Source organism: Microbispora sp. CA-135349, assembly GCF_050947365.1.
GTDB lineage: Bacteria > Actinomycetota > Actinomycetes > Streptosporangiales > Streptosporangiaceae > Microbispora.
Map to the genome: position 1 here is coordinate 5914162 of NZ_CP192001.1, position 15406 is coordinate 5929567.

17 protein-coding genes are annotated in these 15406 nt (G+C 73.1%); 8 read left to right on the top strand and 9 right to left on the bottom strand.

Translation table 11 applies throughout. The features are described from left to right. The first annotated feature begins 220 nt into the window (after nucleotides 1-220). Entirely contained in the window at nucleotides 221-583 is a 363-nt protein-coding gene (locus ACQPZZ_RS27155) for a carboxymuconolactone decarboxylase family protein (RefSeq protein ID WP_363638892.1), read from the top strand. Between the two features lie 128 nt (nucleotides 584-711). Beyond that, complete coding sequence (locus tag ACQPZZ_RS27160) at nucleotides 712-1461, top strand: SDR family NAD(P)-dependent oxidoreductase (protein ID WP_432923653.1); 750 nt, start codon at nucleotides 712-714, stop codon at nucleotides 1459-1461. 1 nt (nucleotide 1462) lies between these two features. Here ACQPZZ_RS27160 and ACQPZZ_RS27165 read toward each other — a convergent pair whose 3' ends face one another. After that, nucleotides 1463-2686: a nucleotide sugar dehydrogenase gene (locus ACQPZZ_RS27165; RefSeq protein WP_432923655.1), complete on the bottom strand. Its 1224-nt coding sequence runs from the start codon at nucleotides 2684-2686 to the stop codon at nucleotides 1463-1465. Between the two features lie 166 nt (nucleotides 2687-2852). Between ACQPZZ_RS27165 and ACQPZZ_RS27170 the strand changes: the two genes are divergently transcribed. Beyond that, nucleotides 2853-4022 carry a glycosyltransferase gene (locus tag ACQPZZ_RS27170; protein WP_432923657.1) on the top strand — a complete coding sequence of 390 codons (1170 nt, stop codon included), beginning with the start codon at nucleotides 2853-2855 and terminating at the stop codon, nucleotides 4020-4022. After that, complete coding sequence (locus ACQPZZ_RS27175; RefSeq protein ID WP_432923659.1) at nucleotides 4019-5200, top strand: hypothetical protein; 1182 nt, start codon at nucleotides 4019-4021, stop codon at nucleotides 5198-5200. Before ACQPZZ_RS27170 ends, ACQPZZ_RS27175 begins: the two co-directional genes overlap by 4 nt. 6 nt (nucleotides 5201-5206) lie before the next feature. Here the strand turns inward: ACQPZZ_RS27175 and ACQPZZ_RS27180 are convergent, their stop codons facing one another. After that, the gene (locus ACQPZZ_RS27180; RefSeq protein WP_363638869.1) at nucleotides 5207-6427 is read right to left on the bottom strand and encodes an ABC transporter ATP-binding protein; all 1221 of its coding nucleotides are present in this window, start codon (nucleotides 6425-6427) and stop codon (nucleotides 5207-5209) included. Between the two features lie 124 nt (nucleotides 6428-6551). Between ACQPZZ_RS27180 and ACQPZZ_RS27185 the strand changes: the two genes are divergently transcribed. After that, nucleotides 6552-7556: a LacI family DNA-binding transcriptional regulator gene (locus ACQPZZ_RS27185; RefSeq protein WP_432923661.1), complete on the top strand. Its 1005-nt coding sequence runs from the start codon at nucleotides 6552-6554 to the stop codon at nucleotides 7554-7556. Here ACQPZZ_RS27185 and ACQPZZ_RS27190 read toward each other — a convergent pair. Further along, nucleotides 7546-8034, bottom strand: coding sequence for a glutathione peroxidase (locus ACQPZZ_RS27190; RefSeq protein ID WP_363638865.1), 489 nt, complete (start codon nucleotides 8032-8034; stop codon nucleotides 7546-7548). The two genes, ACQPZZ_RS27185 and ACQPZZ_RS27190, sit on opposite strands and share 11 nt — an antisense overlap. Before the next feature lie 318 nt (nucleotides 8035-8352). Here ACQPZZ_RS27190 and ACQPZZ_RS27195 point away from each other — a divergent pair, with 318 nt between their 5' ends. Next, the gene (locus ACQPZZ_RS27195) at nucleotides 8353-8856 is read left to right on the top strand and encodes a lytic transglycosylase domain-containing protein (protein ID WP_432923663.1); all 504 of its coding nucleotides are present in this window, start codon (nucleotides 8353-8355) and stop codon (nucleotides 8854-8856) included. Between the two features lie 139 nt (nucleotides 8857-8995). Here the strand turns inward: ACQPZZ_RS27195 and ACQPZZ_RS27200 are convergent, their stop codons facing one another. From ACQPZZ_RS27200 to ACQPZZ_RS27210, 3 genes are all read right to left on the bottom strand, one after another. Further along, the gene (locus tag ACQPZZ_RS27200) at nucleotides 8996-9331 is read right to left on the bottom strand and encodes a DUF202 domain-containing protein (protein WP_432923665.1); all 336 of its coding nucleotides are present in this window, start codon (nucleotides 9329-9331) and stop codon (nucleotides 8996-8998) included. Between the two features lie 8 nt (nucleotides 9332-9339). Then, nucleotides 9340-9675 (bottom strand): YidH family protein, encoded by a 336-nt coding sequence (locus ACQPZZ_RS27205; RefSeq protein WP_363638855.1) that lies wholly within the window; start codon nucleotides 9673-9675, stop codon nucleotides 9340-9342. A gap of 69 nt (nucleotides 9676-9744) precedes the next feature. Next, nucleotides 9745-10602 carry a helix-turn-helix domain-containing protein gene (locus ACQPZZ_RS27210; RefSeq protein WP_432923667.1) on the bottom strand — a complete coding sequence of 286 codons (858 nt, stop codon included), beginning with the start codon at nucleotides 10600-10602 and terminating at the stop codon, nucleotides 9745-9747. Between the two features lie 79 nt (nucleotides 10603-10681). Between ACQPZZ_RS27210 and ACQPZZ_RS27215 the strand changes: the two genes are divergently transcribed. Continuing rightward, nucleotides 10682-12109, top strand: a complete 1428-nt coding sequence (locus ACQPZZ_RS27215; protein WP_432923669.1) for an MFS transporter — start codon at nucleotides 10682-10684, stop codon at nucleotides 12107-12109. Between the two features lie 30 nt (nucleotides 12110-12139). Here ACQPZZ_RS27215 and ACQPZZ_RS27220 read toward each other — a convergent pair whose 3' ends face one another. Next, complete coding sequence (locus tag ACQPZZ_RS27220) at nucleotides 12140-12505, bottom strand: hypothetical protein (protein WP_432923671.1); 366 nt, start codon at nucleotides 12503-12505, stop codon at nucleotides 12140-12142. A 102-nt stretch (nucleotides 12506-12607) separates the two neighbouring features. Then, the gene (locus ACQPZZ_RS27225) at nucleotides 12608-13324 is read right to left on the bottom strand and encodes a ferritin-like domain-containing protein (protein ID WP_432923673.1); all 717 of its coding nucleotides are present in this window, start codon (nucleotides 13322-13324) and stop codon (nucleotides 12608-12610) included. Between the two features lie 131 nt (nucleotides 13325-13455). Here ACQPZZ_RS27225 and ACQPZZ_RS27230 point away from each other — a divergent pair, with 131 nt between their 5' ends. Continuing rightward, entirely contained in the window at nucleotides 13456-13725 is a 270-nt protein-coding gene (locus ACQPZZ_RS27230; RefSeq protein ID WP_363638845.1) for a ubiquitin carboxyl-terminal hydrolase 14, read from the top strand. A 76-nt stretch (nucleotides 13726-13801) separates the two neighbouring features. Here the strand turns inward: ACQPZZ_RS27230 and ACQPZZ_RS27235 are convergent, their stop codons facing one another. Further along, entirely contained in the window at nucleotides 13802-15391 is a 1590-nt protein-coding gene (locus ACQPZZ_RS27235) for a Na+/H+ antiporter (protein ID WP_432923675.1), read from the bottom strand. Between the last annotated feature and the right edge of the window lie 15 nt (nucleotides 15392-15406).

Genomic DNA, 15406 nt, shown 5'->3' on the forward strand with positions numbered 1-15406 from the left:
GCGCCGGGCCTGTCGAGCACCGGGCCTGTCGAGCACCGGGCCTGTCCGGCACGGAGACGGCCGCGACACCGGCCGACGGCGCGGACGCACTTCTCATGGCGATACCCAGGCAAGGGCCGCCGGAAGCGGGCTCCCGTCATATCGAACGACCACGGCCCGGCCGGTGCCGGATAAGAAGATCATGTAACGGCTGACTGCCTCGAACACGACAACCTGATGCGTGCCGTCAGAAATCACCGTGGGAGGGCTGCCGAACATGAAGCAGGTCTACAAGGAGGACGGCACCGGCGAGGGACCGGACGGCTTCTTCGGCATGACGGCGGAGCGTATGTTCGCCGAAGTGTGGTCCCGGCAGATCCTCACGGTCAGGGAACGACGATTGCTGCTGCTCGGCCTGCTCGTCGGCCAGGGCATGGACGACATGCTCGAACTCCACCTGGACACCGCCCTGCGCTCGGGCGAGCTGACCCCTGCCGAGTTGCGGGAGACGGTCGTGTTCCTCACGTTGTACGCCGGGTGGCCCCGCGCCGCCCGGCTCAACGCGAAGGTCGAGGAGCTGATCGGCCGCACCGCCCAGATGTGACCACCGCGACCGCCGGAAAGGCCCGGCGCCCGTGCGGGGACGGGACCCGCGGCGCCGCCGGCTGGGAGGGAGGGCCGGCCGCGGGGCGGGCCGGACAAGGGGCCCCGCGTGGTGGGTACGCTGCCGTCATGCCCACCGCACTCATCACCGGCGCGACCGCCGGGATCGGCGCCGCCTTCGCGCGCCGCCTGGCCGCCGACGGCTTCTCCCTGGTCCTGGTGGCCCGCGACGAGGAGCGGCTCGCCGCCTCCGCCGAGGCTCTGCACAAGAGGTACGGCGTGGCGGTCGAGGCGCTGCCCGCCGACCTGGCCGAGGAGGGGGGCACGGCGGCGGTCGAGGAGCGGCTGCACTCGGGCATCGACCTGCTGATCAACAACGCCGGTTTCGGGCACCCCGGCGGCTTCCTCGACACCCCGGTGGAGGACGAGGTCCGGATGCTGCGGCTGCACTGCGAGGCGGTGCTGCGGCTGACCCGCGCGGCCCTGCCGTACATGATCTCGAAGGGCCGGGGCGGGGTCGTCAACGTGGCCTCGGTCGCGGCGTTCCTGCCGGGCGGCACCTACAGCGCCACGAAGTCGTGGGTGGTGAACTACAGCGCCTCCGCGGCCAACATGGTCAACCGGCACGGTGTGCGGGTGATGGCGCTGTGCCCGGGGTTCGTGCGGACCGAGTTCCACGACCGGGCCCGGCTCGACATGTCCGGTCTGCCGCCTTTCGCGTGGCTGTCGGCCGACCGCGTCGCCGCCGAGGCGATGCGCGACCTGGCCCGCGGCGCCTGGGTGAGCGTCCCGTCGGTGCGTTACAAGGCGGTCGCCGGGCTGGCCAGGCTCCTGCCGCTCAACCTCGTCGGCCGCATGGCGAGATTGCGCTACCGGTGATTCACAGCCGTTCGACGTTCGGGCCGTGGCAGCGGCCCCGGGTGTCGAAGACGAACCGGCTCGCCCGCTGGACCAGGTCGTAGTCGTAGCAGTCCTGCCCGCCGAGCACGACGACCGCGTCCGCCCTGGCCAGCTCCGCGGCGTCCGGCTCGACGACCTCGACCCCGGCCGGCGCGACGAGGTCCTCCGCCATGGGGTCGGCCGCCCGCACCCGGGCGCCGAGCCGGCACAGGGTCTTGGCGACCTCGACCGGCGACAGCCCGAGCAGCAGGATCCTGCTGCCCCTGATCGAGCGGCACCTCCGGTTCAGCGCGAGGCAGAGCCGGTCGACCACGTGGGCGGGCATGTGCGCGTTGACGTCGTTGGCCGCCTCGACCAGCCGGAATCCCCGCCCGGTGCCGCGCCGGATCCCCCACGGCAGATACGTCACGTCGAGCGGCAGGCAGGGCTCCTCCTGCCCGGGGGAGGGCGGCACGGCGGCCTGCGTGAAGGGCGTGGTGGCCGAGGCCTCGACCGCTTCCCACACATCGACGCCGAGATGCGCGGCGAAGACGGACAGCTCGTTCGCCAGCGCCGCGCCGACGTGCGCGCGGGCGGTCTCCAGCAGTGCGCACAGCTCGGACACCCGGGGCGAGGAGACCGGGACGGTCTCCCGCACCAGCCTGCCGTAGAAGTCCGTCACCGCCCGCAGCGAGGCCGCGTCGACCCCCGAGACGACCTTGGGCGTGTTGCCGAGCCGCCAGCGCGGGTTGCCGGGCTCGGCGCGGTGCGGGCTGTGGCCGAGGTGGAAGTCACCCCCCGCGCACAGTCCCGACCCGCGCTCGAGCAGCGGCCGTACGAACTCCTCGGTGGTGCCGGGGTAGGCGGTGCTCTCCAGCACGACCGTCGCCCCCGGCCGCAGGAACGGGGCGATCCGGCCGGTGGCCGAGCCGAGCGGGGCGAGGTCGGGCGCGCCGTTCCGCATCCGCACGGGCGAGGTGAGCACGCAGACGTCGAACCCCGACGCGTCGGCCGCGTCGGCACTGGCCGCGTACCGGCCGGAGGCGTGCGCGGCGGCCAGCGCGCCCGCGCCGACGCCCTCGACGCACGGCTCCCCCGCGTTCAGCCGCTTGACCCGCCACTCGTCCTCGTCGAGGCCGACGACGCGGAACCCGGCCTCCACGGCGCGCATCGCCAGGGGCAGCCCGGCCCGGCCCTGGCCCACGACCACCAGCTTCTCCGCCACGCTACGACTGTAGGAGCCACCCCGCCGCCGCCCCCGGCATTGGCGGACGGGACGGCTGTAAGGCTTGGGTACGGATAGGGAAAAGTCTCTTCCGGCGGCGTCCGGGCGACCTGTCGGCGGTGGGACGGCGAGCTAGCTTCTCCGACATGATCAGGGAGGAGCCAGCATGAAACCGGACGACCGGATTCGTGTCATGGAGATAATCGCCCGGATGAACGTGAGCGGTCCCGCCACCCAGGTCACGGGGTTGTGCGAGCGGCTCAGCCCGGTGGAGTTCGACCACCGTCTGTACACCGGGTACGTCGACGGCGGTGAAGGCGACCACCTGCAGCTTCGCGACGTGATGATCCCGGTCCACCGGGTGCCGGGCCTCGGCCGCGCGATAAAGCCCGCCGACGACTACCGGGCCCTTTTCCGGCTGACGAACGCGATGCGCGAGTTCCGGCCGCACATCGTGCACACCAGGACCACCAAGGCGGGCGCGCTCGGCCGCCTCGCGGCCCGGTTGTCGGGCGTCGGGGCGGCCCGGGTGCACAGCTACCACGGCCACCTCCTCGACGGGCAGCTCTCCCGCCCGAGGCGAGGCGTGTACGTCCGCATCGAGCGCCGCCTGGCGAGGATGACCGACCGCCTGGTCACGGTCGGCGCCCGGGTGCGCGACGACCTCCTCGCGGCGGGAATCGGCCGGCCGGAGCAGTACGTCGTCATTCCCCCGGGGGCCGGGCTCGGCCCGCTGCCCGAGCGCGCCCGGGCCCGCGCCACGCTGGGCGTCCCGCTGGACGCACCGGTCGTGGCGTACGTCGGCCGCCTGAAGAAGGCCAAACGGCCCGACCGGCTCGCGGAGGTGGCCAGGGCGGTCCTGGCCCGGCTGCCCGGCGCCCGCTTCCTCGTCTGCGGCGGCGGCGAGCTGAAGGAGGAGGTGGAGCGGGCCGTCATGCCGATGTGGGACTCCTTCCGGCTGCTCGGCTGGCGGCGCGACGTCGAGACCGTGTACGCCGCGGCCGACGTGGTGCTGCTCACCTCCGACAGCGAGGGCACGCCGCTGGCGCTCGTGGAGGCCGGCATGGCGGGCCTGCCGGTGGTGGCCACCCGGGTCGGCAGCGTCCCCGAGGTCGTCATGGACCGCCGTACGGGTTTCCTGACCGAGCCCGACGCGGACGAGATGGCCGACCACGTCGTACGACTGCTGGTGGACCCCGGCCTCGCGCGGCGGATGGGCGAGGCGGCCCGCGCCTGGACGGGGCGGGCGTTCTGTGTGGAGCGGCTGGTGGCGGACACCGAGGCCCTCTACCGCGCCCTGCGCGGCGCGACGCGATCAGAGGTGGGCAGCCGTTGACACCGATTCCGGCGCCGGCGCCCGTGCTCGCGGGGGTGATCGCCTGCCTGCTCGCCGCCTCGGGTCTGCTCCCGGTGCGGCGTGCGATCCCCTATCTGACCGGGGTGACGCTCGCGGCGGCCACGGCGTGCGCCTCGGTGGCGGCTCTCGGCGTCGCGGACCCGCGGGTGACCGCGGTGTTGACGGCCGCCGCCGCGGTGGCGCTGCTCGGGCTCATCGCCGACGTGGGCGCGCTGCCGCTCGTCACGCGGCTCATCGTGGAATCGGTGGCGGCGGGCGGAGTCGTGTTGTGCGGCGTGCAGGTGACGCTGACGGGCGACTGGCTGGACGGGCCGGTCAGCGTCATGTGGATCGTCGCGATGACCAACGCCTACGGGCTGCTCGACCGGCTCGGCGGCGCGCTGGCCTCGGTCGCCGCCGTCACCGGCGCGTTCCTCGCCGGGACGGCGCTCGTGCTGGGCGCCCCGTCCCTCGCGGTGCTCGCGGCCGCCCTGGCCGGGGCGTGCCTCGGCGCCCTGCCGTACGGCAGGAGGCGGGGCGGGGGCACGAGCAGAGGCACGGGCAGGGTTGGAGCCGGGGGCAGGGTTAAAGCTGGGGGCGGGGTTGAAGCCGGGGGCAGGGTTGGAGCCGGGGGCAGGGTGCGGCTCGGTCCCTCCGGCTCGTTGTTCGCCGGGTTCGTCCTGACCTGCACGGCTGCCGATCTCACGGCCGGGCGGGGCACGGGCGTGGTCGCGGCCGGGTTGCTGCTGCCGGCGCTGGCGGCCGTCCTGGGGGCCGGCATGTACGCCTCCCGCCGGGTGCGGCGGGCCGGGCCGGTGCGGCGGGCGGCGCCCGTCCTGTGTTACGTCGCAGCCGTCACCGGGACGGCCGGGCTCGCGGTCGCGCTCGGCTGGGTGCCCGCCGGGACGACGGCCGCGGTCACCGCCGCGACCGCCGCCGCGTTCCTCTCACACACGTGCCTCCGGCACGTCGTTCTTCATCCGCGCCTCCGGCACGCCGTCCTTCCGCGCTTCCAGCACGAGCTTTTCCATGCGCGCCCAGGTCACGATGGGGACACGCGCCGCGGGGAGATGCGGACGTCCTTCGGGGCGCCGCCGAGCGGCGACGAGCCACGCGGGCGCGTGCCGCGCCCGCGCTCCGCCGGAAGTCCCCCGCCGCCCGTCGTACGGCGGGGGTGACCGGGCTCAGCGGCCGATGTTGGCCTCGTGGCCGATGGACAGGCCCGAGTCGACGTCGAAGAAGTGCAGGTTGTGGGTGTCGACCACCAGCTCGACCTCCTGCCCCGGCCGGACGTGGCTGCGGGCGTTGACACGCGCGGTCCACAGCGACTTGTTGCCGGTCAGCGGAAGCGTCGTCTCCTCGTCGTCGCCGTCGTTGGCGGCGGCCACGGTGTCCTTGTGCTCGACCGGCGGGGCGTCGATCGTGAACAGGACGTTGATCTCCGAGCCCAGCTCCTCGGTGACGTTGGCGCGGACCGGGATGCGGACCCATCCGCCACTGTTGCCACTGGCCGAACCGGCGTCCTCGAAGTCGGAGGGCCGGATGCCGAGGATGAGCTTGCGGCCGATGTAGCGGTCGAGGCCCGGCTTCTCGGCGAAGGTCGAGTCCGGGACGGGGAGGCGGTATCCGGCGAAGGACACGGCCGCGCCGCCGTTGTCGCGGATCAGCTCGGCGTAGGCGAAGTTCATGGCCGGGGAGCCCATGAAGCCGGCGACGAACAGGTTGACCGGGTCGTCGAACAGGTTCTGCGGGGTGTCGACCTGCTGGAGCACACCGTCGCGCAGGACGCAGACGCGGTCGCCGAGGGTCATGGCCTCGACCTGGTCGTGGGTGACGTACACCGTGGTGACGCCGAGGTTCTCGTGGAGCTGGTTGAGCGAGGCGCGCATGGAGACGCGGAGCTTGGCGTCCAGGTTGGACAGCGGCTCGTCCATGAGGAAGGCCTGGGGCTCGCGGACGATGGCGCGGCCCATCGCGACACGCTGGCGCTGACCACCCGACAGGGCGGCGGGCTTCCGCTTGAGGTACTGCTCCAGGCCGAGCATGCGGGCGGCCTCGCCGACCCGCTTCTGGATCTCCGGCTTCGACATCTTGCGCAGCTTGAGGCCGAAGGCGAGGTTCTCCTCGACCGTCATGTGGGGGTACAGCGCGTAGTTCTGGAAGACCATCGCGATGTCGCGGTCCTTCGGAGGAAGGTGGTTCACGACGCGGTCGCCGATGACGATCTCGCCGCCGCTGATGTCCTCCAGGCCGGCGATCATCCGCAGGGCGGTGGACTTGCCACAACCCGACGGGCCGACCAGCACCATGAACTCGCCGTCCTTGATCTCCAGGTTCAGGCCGTTCACGGCCTTGACCCCGCCCGCGTAGATCTTGTCGACGTTGTTCAGAACGATAGAAGCCATGCCAGTCCTTCGTGGTTCCCGAGACATGAGCAAGTGGATACGTTTTCAAGACTGTCCCGTGAAATACCGTCTATTGTCAAGATTTCGGTAACACCAGGCATGAAATCATGGTGGAATCGTTTCCATGAACGGTCCAACGCAGCGGCGGATAACCATCAAGGAAGTGGCGGAGGCGGCCGGGGTCGGGGTGGCCACCGTGTCCCGGGTCCTGTCGGGCGGCTCGGCGAGCGCCGAGACCCGTGAGAAGGTGCTCGCCGCCGCGGCGCGGCTCGACTACCGGCCGAGCGCCCTGGGACGCAACCTGAGGCGCCAGCGGACAGGCGGCATCGGCCTGCTGGTCCCCGACATCACCGACAGCTTCTACGCGCGGCTGACCGACGGCGTGCTGTCGTGTGCCCGCTCGTACGGCGAGCCCGTCACCGTGGGGGTCACCGGCGACGACCCGGAGCGGGAGGCCGAGCTGATCGGCGGGCTCATCGAGCAGAGCATGGACCGTCTGATCGCGGTGCCGTCCGGGGACGGGGACATGTGGGCGCCCGCGCTGCGCGCGGGACTGAACGTCGTGTTCGCCGACCGGCGGGTGCGGGCGGACGTGCCCAGCGTGGTGCCCGACGACCGGGCGGGGGTGCTGACGGCCGTGGAGTATCTGGCCGGGCTGGGCCACCGGAAGATCGCCTACCTCGGCCGGCACGGGCAGTCGCAACGGATGGCCGCCTTCAGCGCCGCGCTCGCCTCGCTCGGACTGCCCGCCGACCGGGACCTGGTCGTGCACGCCAGGTCGAGCCGCGACTCCGCCTACGCGGCCGCCGCGGGCCTGCTGCAGAACCGGCCCGACGTGACCGCCGTCATCGCGGGCGGCAACGTGCTCGGCGAGGCCGCCGTGCTGGCCGCCAGGGAGCTGGACGTGCGGATCCCCAGGGACGTGTCGCTCATCATGTTCGACGACGTGCCCTGGGCCGAGCTGTGCTCCCCGCCTCTGACGGTGATCGCCCAGCCGGCCCAGGACATCGGCTACCGCGCCGCCGAACTGGTGCTGCGGCACGGCAGGCGGCCTCCGGCCGTCACGCTGCCCACCAAGCTCGTCGTACGGGCGAGCTGCGGGCCCAGGGTCGCGCTCCCTAGGCGATGAGCTTCTCGACGGCCTCGGTGATCTCCGGGGCCTCGGGTTCGACGCGGGGGCGGAACCGGGCGACCACCTGGCCGTCGGCCGCGACGAGGAACTTCTCGAAGTTCCACTGGATGTCGCCCGCCTCGCCCTCCGCGTCCGGGACCGCGGTCAGCTCGGCGTAGAGGGGATGCCGCCCCGGGCCGTTGACCTCGGTCTTGTCCAGCAGCGGGAAGTCGACGCCGTAGGTTGTGGAACAGAACTCCTTGATCTCCTCCGCCGTGCCGGGCTCCTGCCCCATGAACTGGTTGCAGGGCACGCCGACGACGGTGAACCCGCGGTCGCCGTACGCCCGCTGGAGGGCGACCAGGCCCTCGTACTGCGGGGTCAGCCCGCATCTGGACGCCACATTGACCACAAGGGCGGCTCCCCCGCCGAGCAGCCCGCCGAGGGTCGTGCTCTCGCCGTCGATCGTGGTCACCGGAATCTCGAGAACGCTCATGTCCGCACCCTAAACGAGCGTCCCGTCCGTTCTCCCCGCAGGGTGCGGCGCGTCGCGCACGGTAACCGGCGCCTACGGAAAGGGTCGGCGTTGGGGGTCCGATCGGCAAAGAACCGCCCGCGGCGTGTCGCGGATGCCGCCCGCGAGGCGGGCGGCCGTATTTCAATCCGCGTGAGGACCCGTCGCGGTGCCCGCCGGAAGCTCATGTGATCCGGTGCGGGCCGAGCGGACGGCGGCGCCCACGCCATGGGCGCGCGGCCGCACGGCGGGCGCCACGCGCGCCCGCCTTCCGCACGCGACCCGACGACAAGGACCGATTTGGACAGCAGAAGCGTTCTACGCAACACAGTCGCCGCCGTCATCGCGGCCACCGTGGCCGGTGGCGGGAGCGGAGCGGCGTGGGCCGACGAGTGGGCCGCTGCGGAGCGGGCCGAACAGAATGTGCGGCCCGTCACCCACGTGGGGGTGTGGACCACGCGGGCGGCGGCGCAGCCGCCCCGCTTCCGCCGGGCGCCGGCGGAGCTCCGCAGCAAGGCGTACGCCTTCCGGCTCGTCACCCGCCACACCTGGTCGGGAGAGCAGTTCCAGTGCCTCGACAGCCTGTGGACCAGGGAGAGCAACTGGGATCACCGGGCCTACAACCAGGGCTCGGGCGCCTACGGCATCCCGCAGGCGCTGCCCGGGCGGAAGATGGGCTACGTCGCCGGCGACTGGCGGTTCAATCCGCAGACCCAGATCAGGTGGGGGCTGCGCTACATCAAGGGTCGCTACGGCTCGCCGTGCGGCGCCTGGGGCCACTTCCGGTCCCACAACTGGTACTGACCCGGGCGGAGGGGTCCGGCGGCCTGCCGCAGGCTCCCTCCGCCCCCGGTCCATACGACCCCCGGTCCACACGCCGCCCCCGCGACCGGCCCGCACGTCCGCCCTCGGCGCATCCCGGTCTCCCCTGCCCACGCGGGCGTCAGGGTGTCCCCACTGCCGGCGCGAGCACCAGGACCAGCGCCGCCGCGGCGACGGCCAGCGCGCCGGCCCAGGCGATGCGCCCGTCCAGCCGGTGATCGAGCGGGTGCCCGCCCCGCAGCGCCCGCTCCAGGCGGCGATGGCGGATCCCGGTGCGCAGGAGCAGGACCGCCCCCGCCAGCGCGGCGGCCGCGAAGGGGACGGCGAGGCCGGGCAGGTCGTGGCGCACGGCGAGCCCCGCCGCCACCATGCCGGTGCCCGACATCGTCACCGCGGTACGGACCCAGGCGAGCCGGGTCCGCTCGCTGTGCAGGCCGGGTTTCGGCACGTCGCTCACGGGTGCGGTCACCTCGACAGGAGGATGAGGATCAGAGCCAGGACGGCCACCGCGGCCACGCCGTACCCGAATATGGGGGCCAGAGCGGGCGGCGGGAGCGCCCGGTCCTGCCTGAGCGCCCGGTCGATGTACCGCCAGCGTGGGTAGGCCGATCCCGCCGCCAGGGCGGACAGGAGCACGAGCACGACGGCGAGCAGAGTGCGCACCCACGGCACGAAGACGCCCTCGGGGACGACCGCGATGCCGATGCCGCCGGCGCTCAGTGCGAGAGCGGTGCTGATCCAGGTGAGAAACGTGCGCTCGTTGGCGAGGACGAAGCGGGGGTCAGGTTCGTTCTCTTCCATACGAGAACGTTATTTCTGCCCCTTTTCCCCTAGATTTGTCGGGGTTGCATTTCGTCGGGCCGACCTCCGTCACGCGGCGCCGGACGGCGTACGCGTGGTGGTGGCGGCCAGGTGCCGCAGTTTCTCCTCCGACTCCGACCCGGACTCCGCCGCGAACAGGTCCATGCCCTGCAGCTCGGGGTCGCCGGGGAGACCGACGAGCTCGGCGGACAGCCGCAGCTCGCCCACGACCGGGTGATCGAGGACGTAGTCACGGTGCGTCGCCACGGCCACGTGATGCTCGTGCCACAGCCTCCCGAACTCGGGGCTCTGCCCGCAGATGGTGTCGACGTGCTGCATGATCCGCGCGTCCTGCGGGTGACGCGCGGCCATGACGCGGAGCTGGGCCACGTGTTCCCGGGCGAGCCGCGGCCATGCCTCGCCGTGCATGCGCCTGATCTCCTCGTCCAGGAAGATCAGGTGGGCGATCGTCCTGCGCTCTTCCGGAATCGCGGCGAAGTCGGCGAAGACCGCCGCCGCCAGCGTGTTCCAGGCGACCACGTCGGCGTGCCGTCCGAGGACGAGTGCCGGGGTGAGCACCATCGAGTCCAGGACACGCCGCACCCCGGGCCTGATCGGGACCCGCGCGACCTCGTGACGCCGATGCGCCGGGCGGGCCAGCGCGTGCAGGTAGGCGCGCTCGTCCCCGGTGAGCCGCAACACGTCCGCGATCGCGTCCAGCACCTCGGCCGAGACGTTCCGGCTGTTGCCCTGCTCCAGGCGGGTGTAGTGGCTGACGCTCACGCCGGCCGCCAGCGCCAGCTCCTCGCGGCGCAGGCCGCGCACGCGCCGCGTCCCGTTGCCCTTGTAGGGCAGGCCGACGTCCTCCGGTCGCACCCGCGCCCTGCGGGACTTGAGGAACTCGCTCAGCTCGGCACCTCGATCCACGATCGTCCAGCCTAGGCGACTTTTGAGTAGTCAGAACGCGGGGCTGGCTGGGTCTCGGAGCCGCGACCAGGCTGCCTGCATGCGATCCGTGATCCCTCTCGTACTTCTCGGCCTGGGCAGCATGATCACCGCCCTGGACTTCACCATCGTCTACGTCGCGCTGCCGCAGATCGCCCGTGACGCGGGCTTCTCCCCGCACGCGCTGCAGTGGGTGGTGAGCGCCTACGCCGTGCCCTTCGGCGGCTTCCTGCTGCTCGGGGGCCGCCTGTCCGACCTGCTCGGGAGACGGCGGATGTTCGTCACCGGCCTGCTGCTGTACGGCGCCGCCTCGCTGCTGGGCGGGCTGGCCACGTCTCCGGCCCCGCTCATCGGCGCCAGGGCGCTGCAGGGGCTCGGCGGCGCGGTGCTGATGCCCGCGACCCTCTCTCTGGTCGTCACCATGTTCGCGGAAGGACCCGCGCGCACCCGGGCGATGACCGTGTGGGCGGTGAGCGGCGCGGCCGGGCTGAGCCTCGGGGCGCTGCTCGGCGGCCTGCTCACCGGCGCGTTCGGCTGGGAGGCGGTCTTCTTCGTGAACGTGCCGGCGGCCGCGGCCGCGGCCGCCGCGGCGTTCGCCGTCCTGACACCCGACGGCGGGCGGCGGGCGGGCGGGTTCGACCTGCCGGGAGCCCTCACCGGCACCGCCGGCGTCACGGGACTCGTGTTCGCCGTCGCGCAGGGCCCCCAGTGGGGCTGGACCTCCCCCGCCGTCCTGGCCTCCGCCGCCGCGGCGGCGGCGCTGCTCGCCGGGTTCTTCGTCGTCGAGAGGCGCACCCGCATTCCGCTGCTGCCACCGCGGCTGCTGGCCAACCGGCACACGAGCGCCGGGGCCGTGGCCATCCTCGTCTACGGCCTGACCCTGCAGTGCGTGCCGTACTTCCTCACGCTTCATTTCCAGGACGTGCTCGGTTACGACGCCGTCGAGTCGGGACTGGCCTTCCTCGGGCCGACTCTCGCGATCACGGCGGGCAATCTGGCCGCCGAGCGGCTGATTCCGCGCCTCGGCCTGCGGGGCACGCTGGCCGCCAGTCTGGGCGTGGGCGTGGCCGGCACGGCGGCACTGGCGTCGCTCCTGTCGCCCGGCGGGTCCTATATCGGCCTGCTGGCCGGTCTCGTGGGTTACGGCCTGGGCACGGGCCTGTCGTTCGCCACCATGTTCACGCTGGCCTCGACCGGCGTGGCCCCCCACGAGCAGGGCGTGGTCTCCGGCCTGTCCTCCACCGTCCTGCAGGCGGGCAACGCCGCCGGCCTGGCCGTCCTGGTGGCGGTGGCCGGCCGCGACACCGCCGGGCTCACCGGGCAGGCTCTGCGCGCCGCCACCGCCGCCGGCCTGCGCTCAGCCGTCTGGGCCGCCGCCGCGATCTCCGTGATCGGCGTGGTGGCCACGCTGGCGCTCGCACCGGCACGAACGCGTGCGGCGGCCCGGCCGGACGGACCGCAGGACACGCCGGCGCGTCTGGCCGGCTGACCCCCGCCCGGGGCGGTACCGCCGCCGGGATCAGAGGCAGGCCTGGCTGACCTCGCGCAGGTAGTGCGCCCCGTCGGTGGCGACCTTCCGCGCCGCGTCCGCCGCCGCCTCGGCGTCGTCCACGTCGAGCTTCTGCAGGCTGTCGGCGAGGTCCTGGAGCGCCTCCCTGAGCGTGGTGTCGGCCGCCTTGTTCGCCATGTCCTCCAGGTCGGAGGCGCCGTCCTCGAGCTTCTTGCGCATGGCGGCGGGGTCGTCCACGACCTTGCCGATCTCGCTGACGGTCCGGCTGATCACCTGCGTCGCCTCGGCGCACGTCTGCGCCTTGTCCGCGGTCGCGCACCCGGAGACGAGCAGGACGGCGGCCGCGCAGGCGGCGGCGAGCGGGAGGAGTCGCATGCCGGTCACCCTACCCAACCCCCGCCCGCCCGCCGCGGTACCGAATTCGGGAGTTCTTCGAGGCTTTGAAGCCGGGGGGCGCCTCCCGAGGCCCCTCCGCCCTCACCGCGCCATGACCTCCGCGACGACCGCGCGGAAATATCCCGCGACCTCGCGGGCGAAGGCGGTCCTGGACACTCCGGCCCCGCGCAGGGCCTCGCCGTGATCGAGGGCGACCACGGCCAGTACGCCCGCCAGCAGCGACCACCACAGAGCCGCGGCGATCGTCCGGGAGAGCCGGGAGGACCTCCGGAAGGACCGCCGCAGCCGGTCGCGGTGGAAGGGCACGTGGCGCAGCTCGTCGGCGAGGATCCGGCCCGCGACCTCCGCCGTCAGCAGGTCCCGCACGCCGTCGCGCACGGCCCGGTAGTAGCCGAGCGCGACCACCTCGGCGAGCATCAGGACCATCAGCTCCGTGCGCAGTCCGAGGAGCCGCCGCAACCGGACGAAGGCGGCGTCGGTCCAGTGGCCTGAGATCGTCGCCGCACCCGCCGCCTCCAGGAGCCGGCCCAGCAGGCGGGCGTGCTCGCGCTCTTCGGCCACGAACAGGCGGACCGCCTCCGCGTACACGGGGTCGCGGGCCCGGCGGGCCTTGTCCAGGAGGCGGGCGCCGTCGCCGTCCTCCCCCACCTGGAACCGCTGCAGGCTCCGGACGAGAGCGGGCTCCAGCCGTGCTCCCGCGCTCCAGTCGGGGTCGCCCCACGTGCGCCGCAGCAGCGCCGCACCCTCGAAGTCGCGCAACCAGGCGGTGAAGTCGCCCGTGTCGACCGTCGTCGTCATGACCCACGAACCTACGGAAGCGATGTGCAGATCCCGAGGGGGAGGTTGTGAAGGTTCGGCGTACCCGGCTCCCGGCCCCGGGCCCCCGGCAGGGCGCCGGTCACCCGCTCGCGCACCGTAGCATCGGCGGCATGGGGAACTGCGAACACCTGCTCGTGACGGCCGACCCTGCGCCGCTCACGCCCGAAGGCTGCCAGGAGTGCCTGGAGCGCGGCATGCGATGGGTCCACCTGCGCAAGTGCCTGGAGTGCGGTCACATCGGCTGCTGCGACTCCTCTCCCGGCAAGCACGCCACCGCCCACTACAAGGAGACCGGCCATCCGGTGATGCGCTCGTTCGAGCCGGGAGAGGACTGGCGCTGGTGCTTCGTGGACCAGCGCCTGGGCCAGGCGGTGTCTTGACGCCGGCCCTGGAACGCCGGGCCCTGAACGCCGGGCCCTGAACGCCGGGCCCTGAATCGCCGGCTCCTGGGCCCGCTCAGCCGCGTTCGAGCGTCGCCTCCTCGAAGTCGAGTTCCTGCATGACCCGGTGGAGGACCTCGTCGTCGATGCGCCGCTCGTCGCGCATCCGCACGAACACCTCGCGTTCGGCGGCGAGCATCTCGCGGCGCAGCCGCCGGTAGAGCGAGGCGGGCGTCTCCTCGCCCTCGGGGCCGATGCCGCCGCCGAGCCGCTCCCAGGCGTGCAGGGCTTTGCGCTCGGCACGGGCGCGCAACTGCTCGACGACCTCTTCGTGGACGTCCAGCACGCCGTCGGTGGTGAGCTCCTCCAGCCGCGCCAGGGCCGCGGCCGCGGCGGCCTGCTGGGCGCCCGCCTCCGCGAGGTCGTCGCCGTACCGCTCCCGGGCGGTGGAGACGCCCAGCCGCCTGATCAGCCAGGGGAACGACAGACCGTGGACGATCAGCGTGCCCACGACGATCGCGAACGTCAGGAACAGCAGCAGGTTGCGCTGGGGGAAGTTCTCGGGCAGGGCGAAGGCCGCGGCCAGCGACACCACCCCGCGCATGCCCGCCCAGCTCGTCAGCATCACGTTCTGCCAGGACGGCGTCTTCGGCTCCCGGGCGCGCACCCGCTTCGACAGCATCCGCGGCAGGTAGGTGCTGGGCGGCACCCACGCGATCCGCACGAGGACGACCACCAGGAACAGCACGATCGCGTACGTCGCCAGCTCCTGCGGCCGCTCGCCGTCCAGCCCGGCGATGATCGGGCGCAGCTGCAGGCCGATCAGGGCGAACACGATCGACTCCAGCACCATGTCGGCGACCTTCCAGACCGCACCCGACAGCAGTCGCGTGCCGTACGTCGTCCGGCTGAGCTCGTGGCCCAGGTAGATGCCGACGATCACTACGGCGATCACGCCGGAGGCGTGCACGGCCTCGGCCGCGAGGTAGGCGGCGTACGGGACGAGCAGCGAGACCCCGTTGGAGATCAGCGCGTCGTCGAGCCGCCGCAGCACGAACCCCGCGAGGTAGGCGATGGCGAGACCGATCGCCACACCGAGACCGGCGGCCAGGAGGAACTGCCCGCCGATGTCGAGCAGTCCGGCGGCGGCGCCGGTCATCGCCCCGACCGCGACCCGATAGGCGGTCAGCGCGGTGGCGTCGTTGAACAGGCTCTCGCCCACGAGGATGGTCAGCGCGCGTCGCGGCAGGCCGAGCCTGCGCCCGATGGCGACCGCCGACACCGCGTCGGGAGGGGCGACGATCGCGCCGAGGGCGAACGCCGCCGCGAGCGGGAGCTGGGGGACGATGGCGTGCGCGACGAAGCCGACCACCAGGGTGGTCGCCAGGACGAGCCCGACGGCCAGGAGGCCCACGGGCCTGGCGGCGTCGCGCAGCCGCAGGTAGGAGCTGTCCAGCGCCGCCGAGTAGAGCATCGGCGGCAGGAAGACCAGCAGGACGATGTGGGGGTCGAGGCTGTAGTCGGGGACCCCGGGCACGTAGGAGGCGGCCAGGCCGGCCACCACCAGGAGCAGCGGGGCCGACCAGTCGCGCCATCTGGCCAGGGCGGCGACGCCGAGGGCGCCGGCCGGGAGCAGGAGGAACTGCAGTGCCGTTGATGTGTCCATCAGACGACGAGGTTA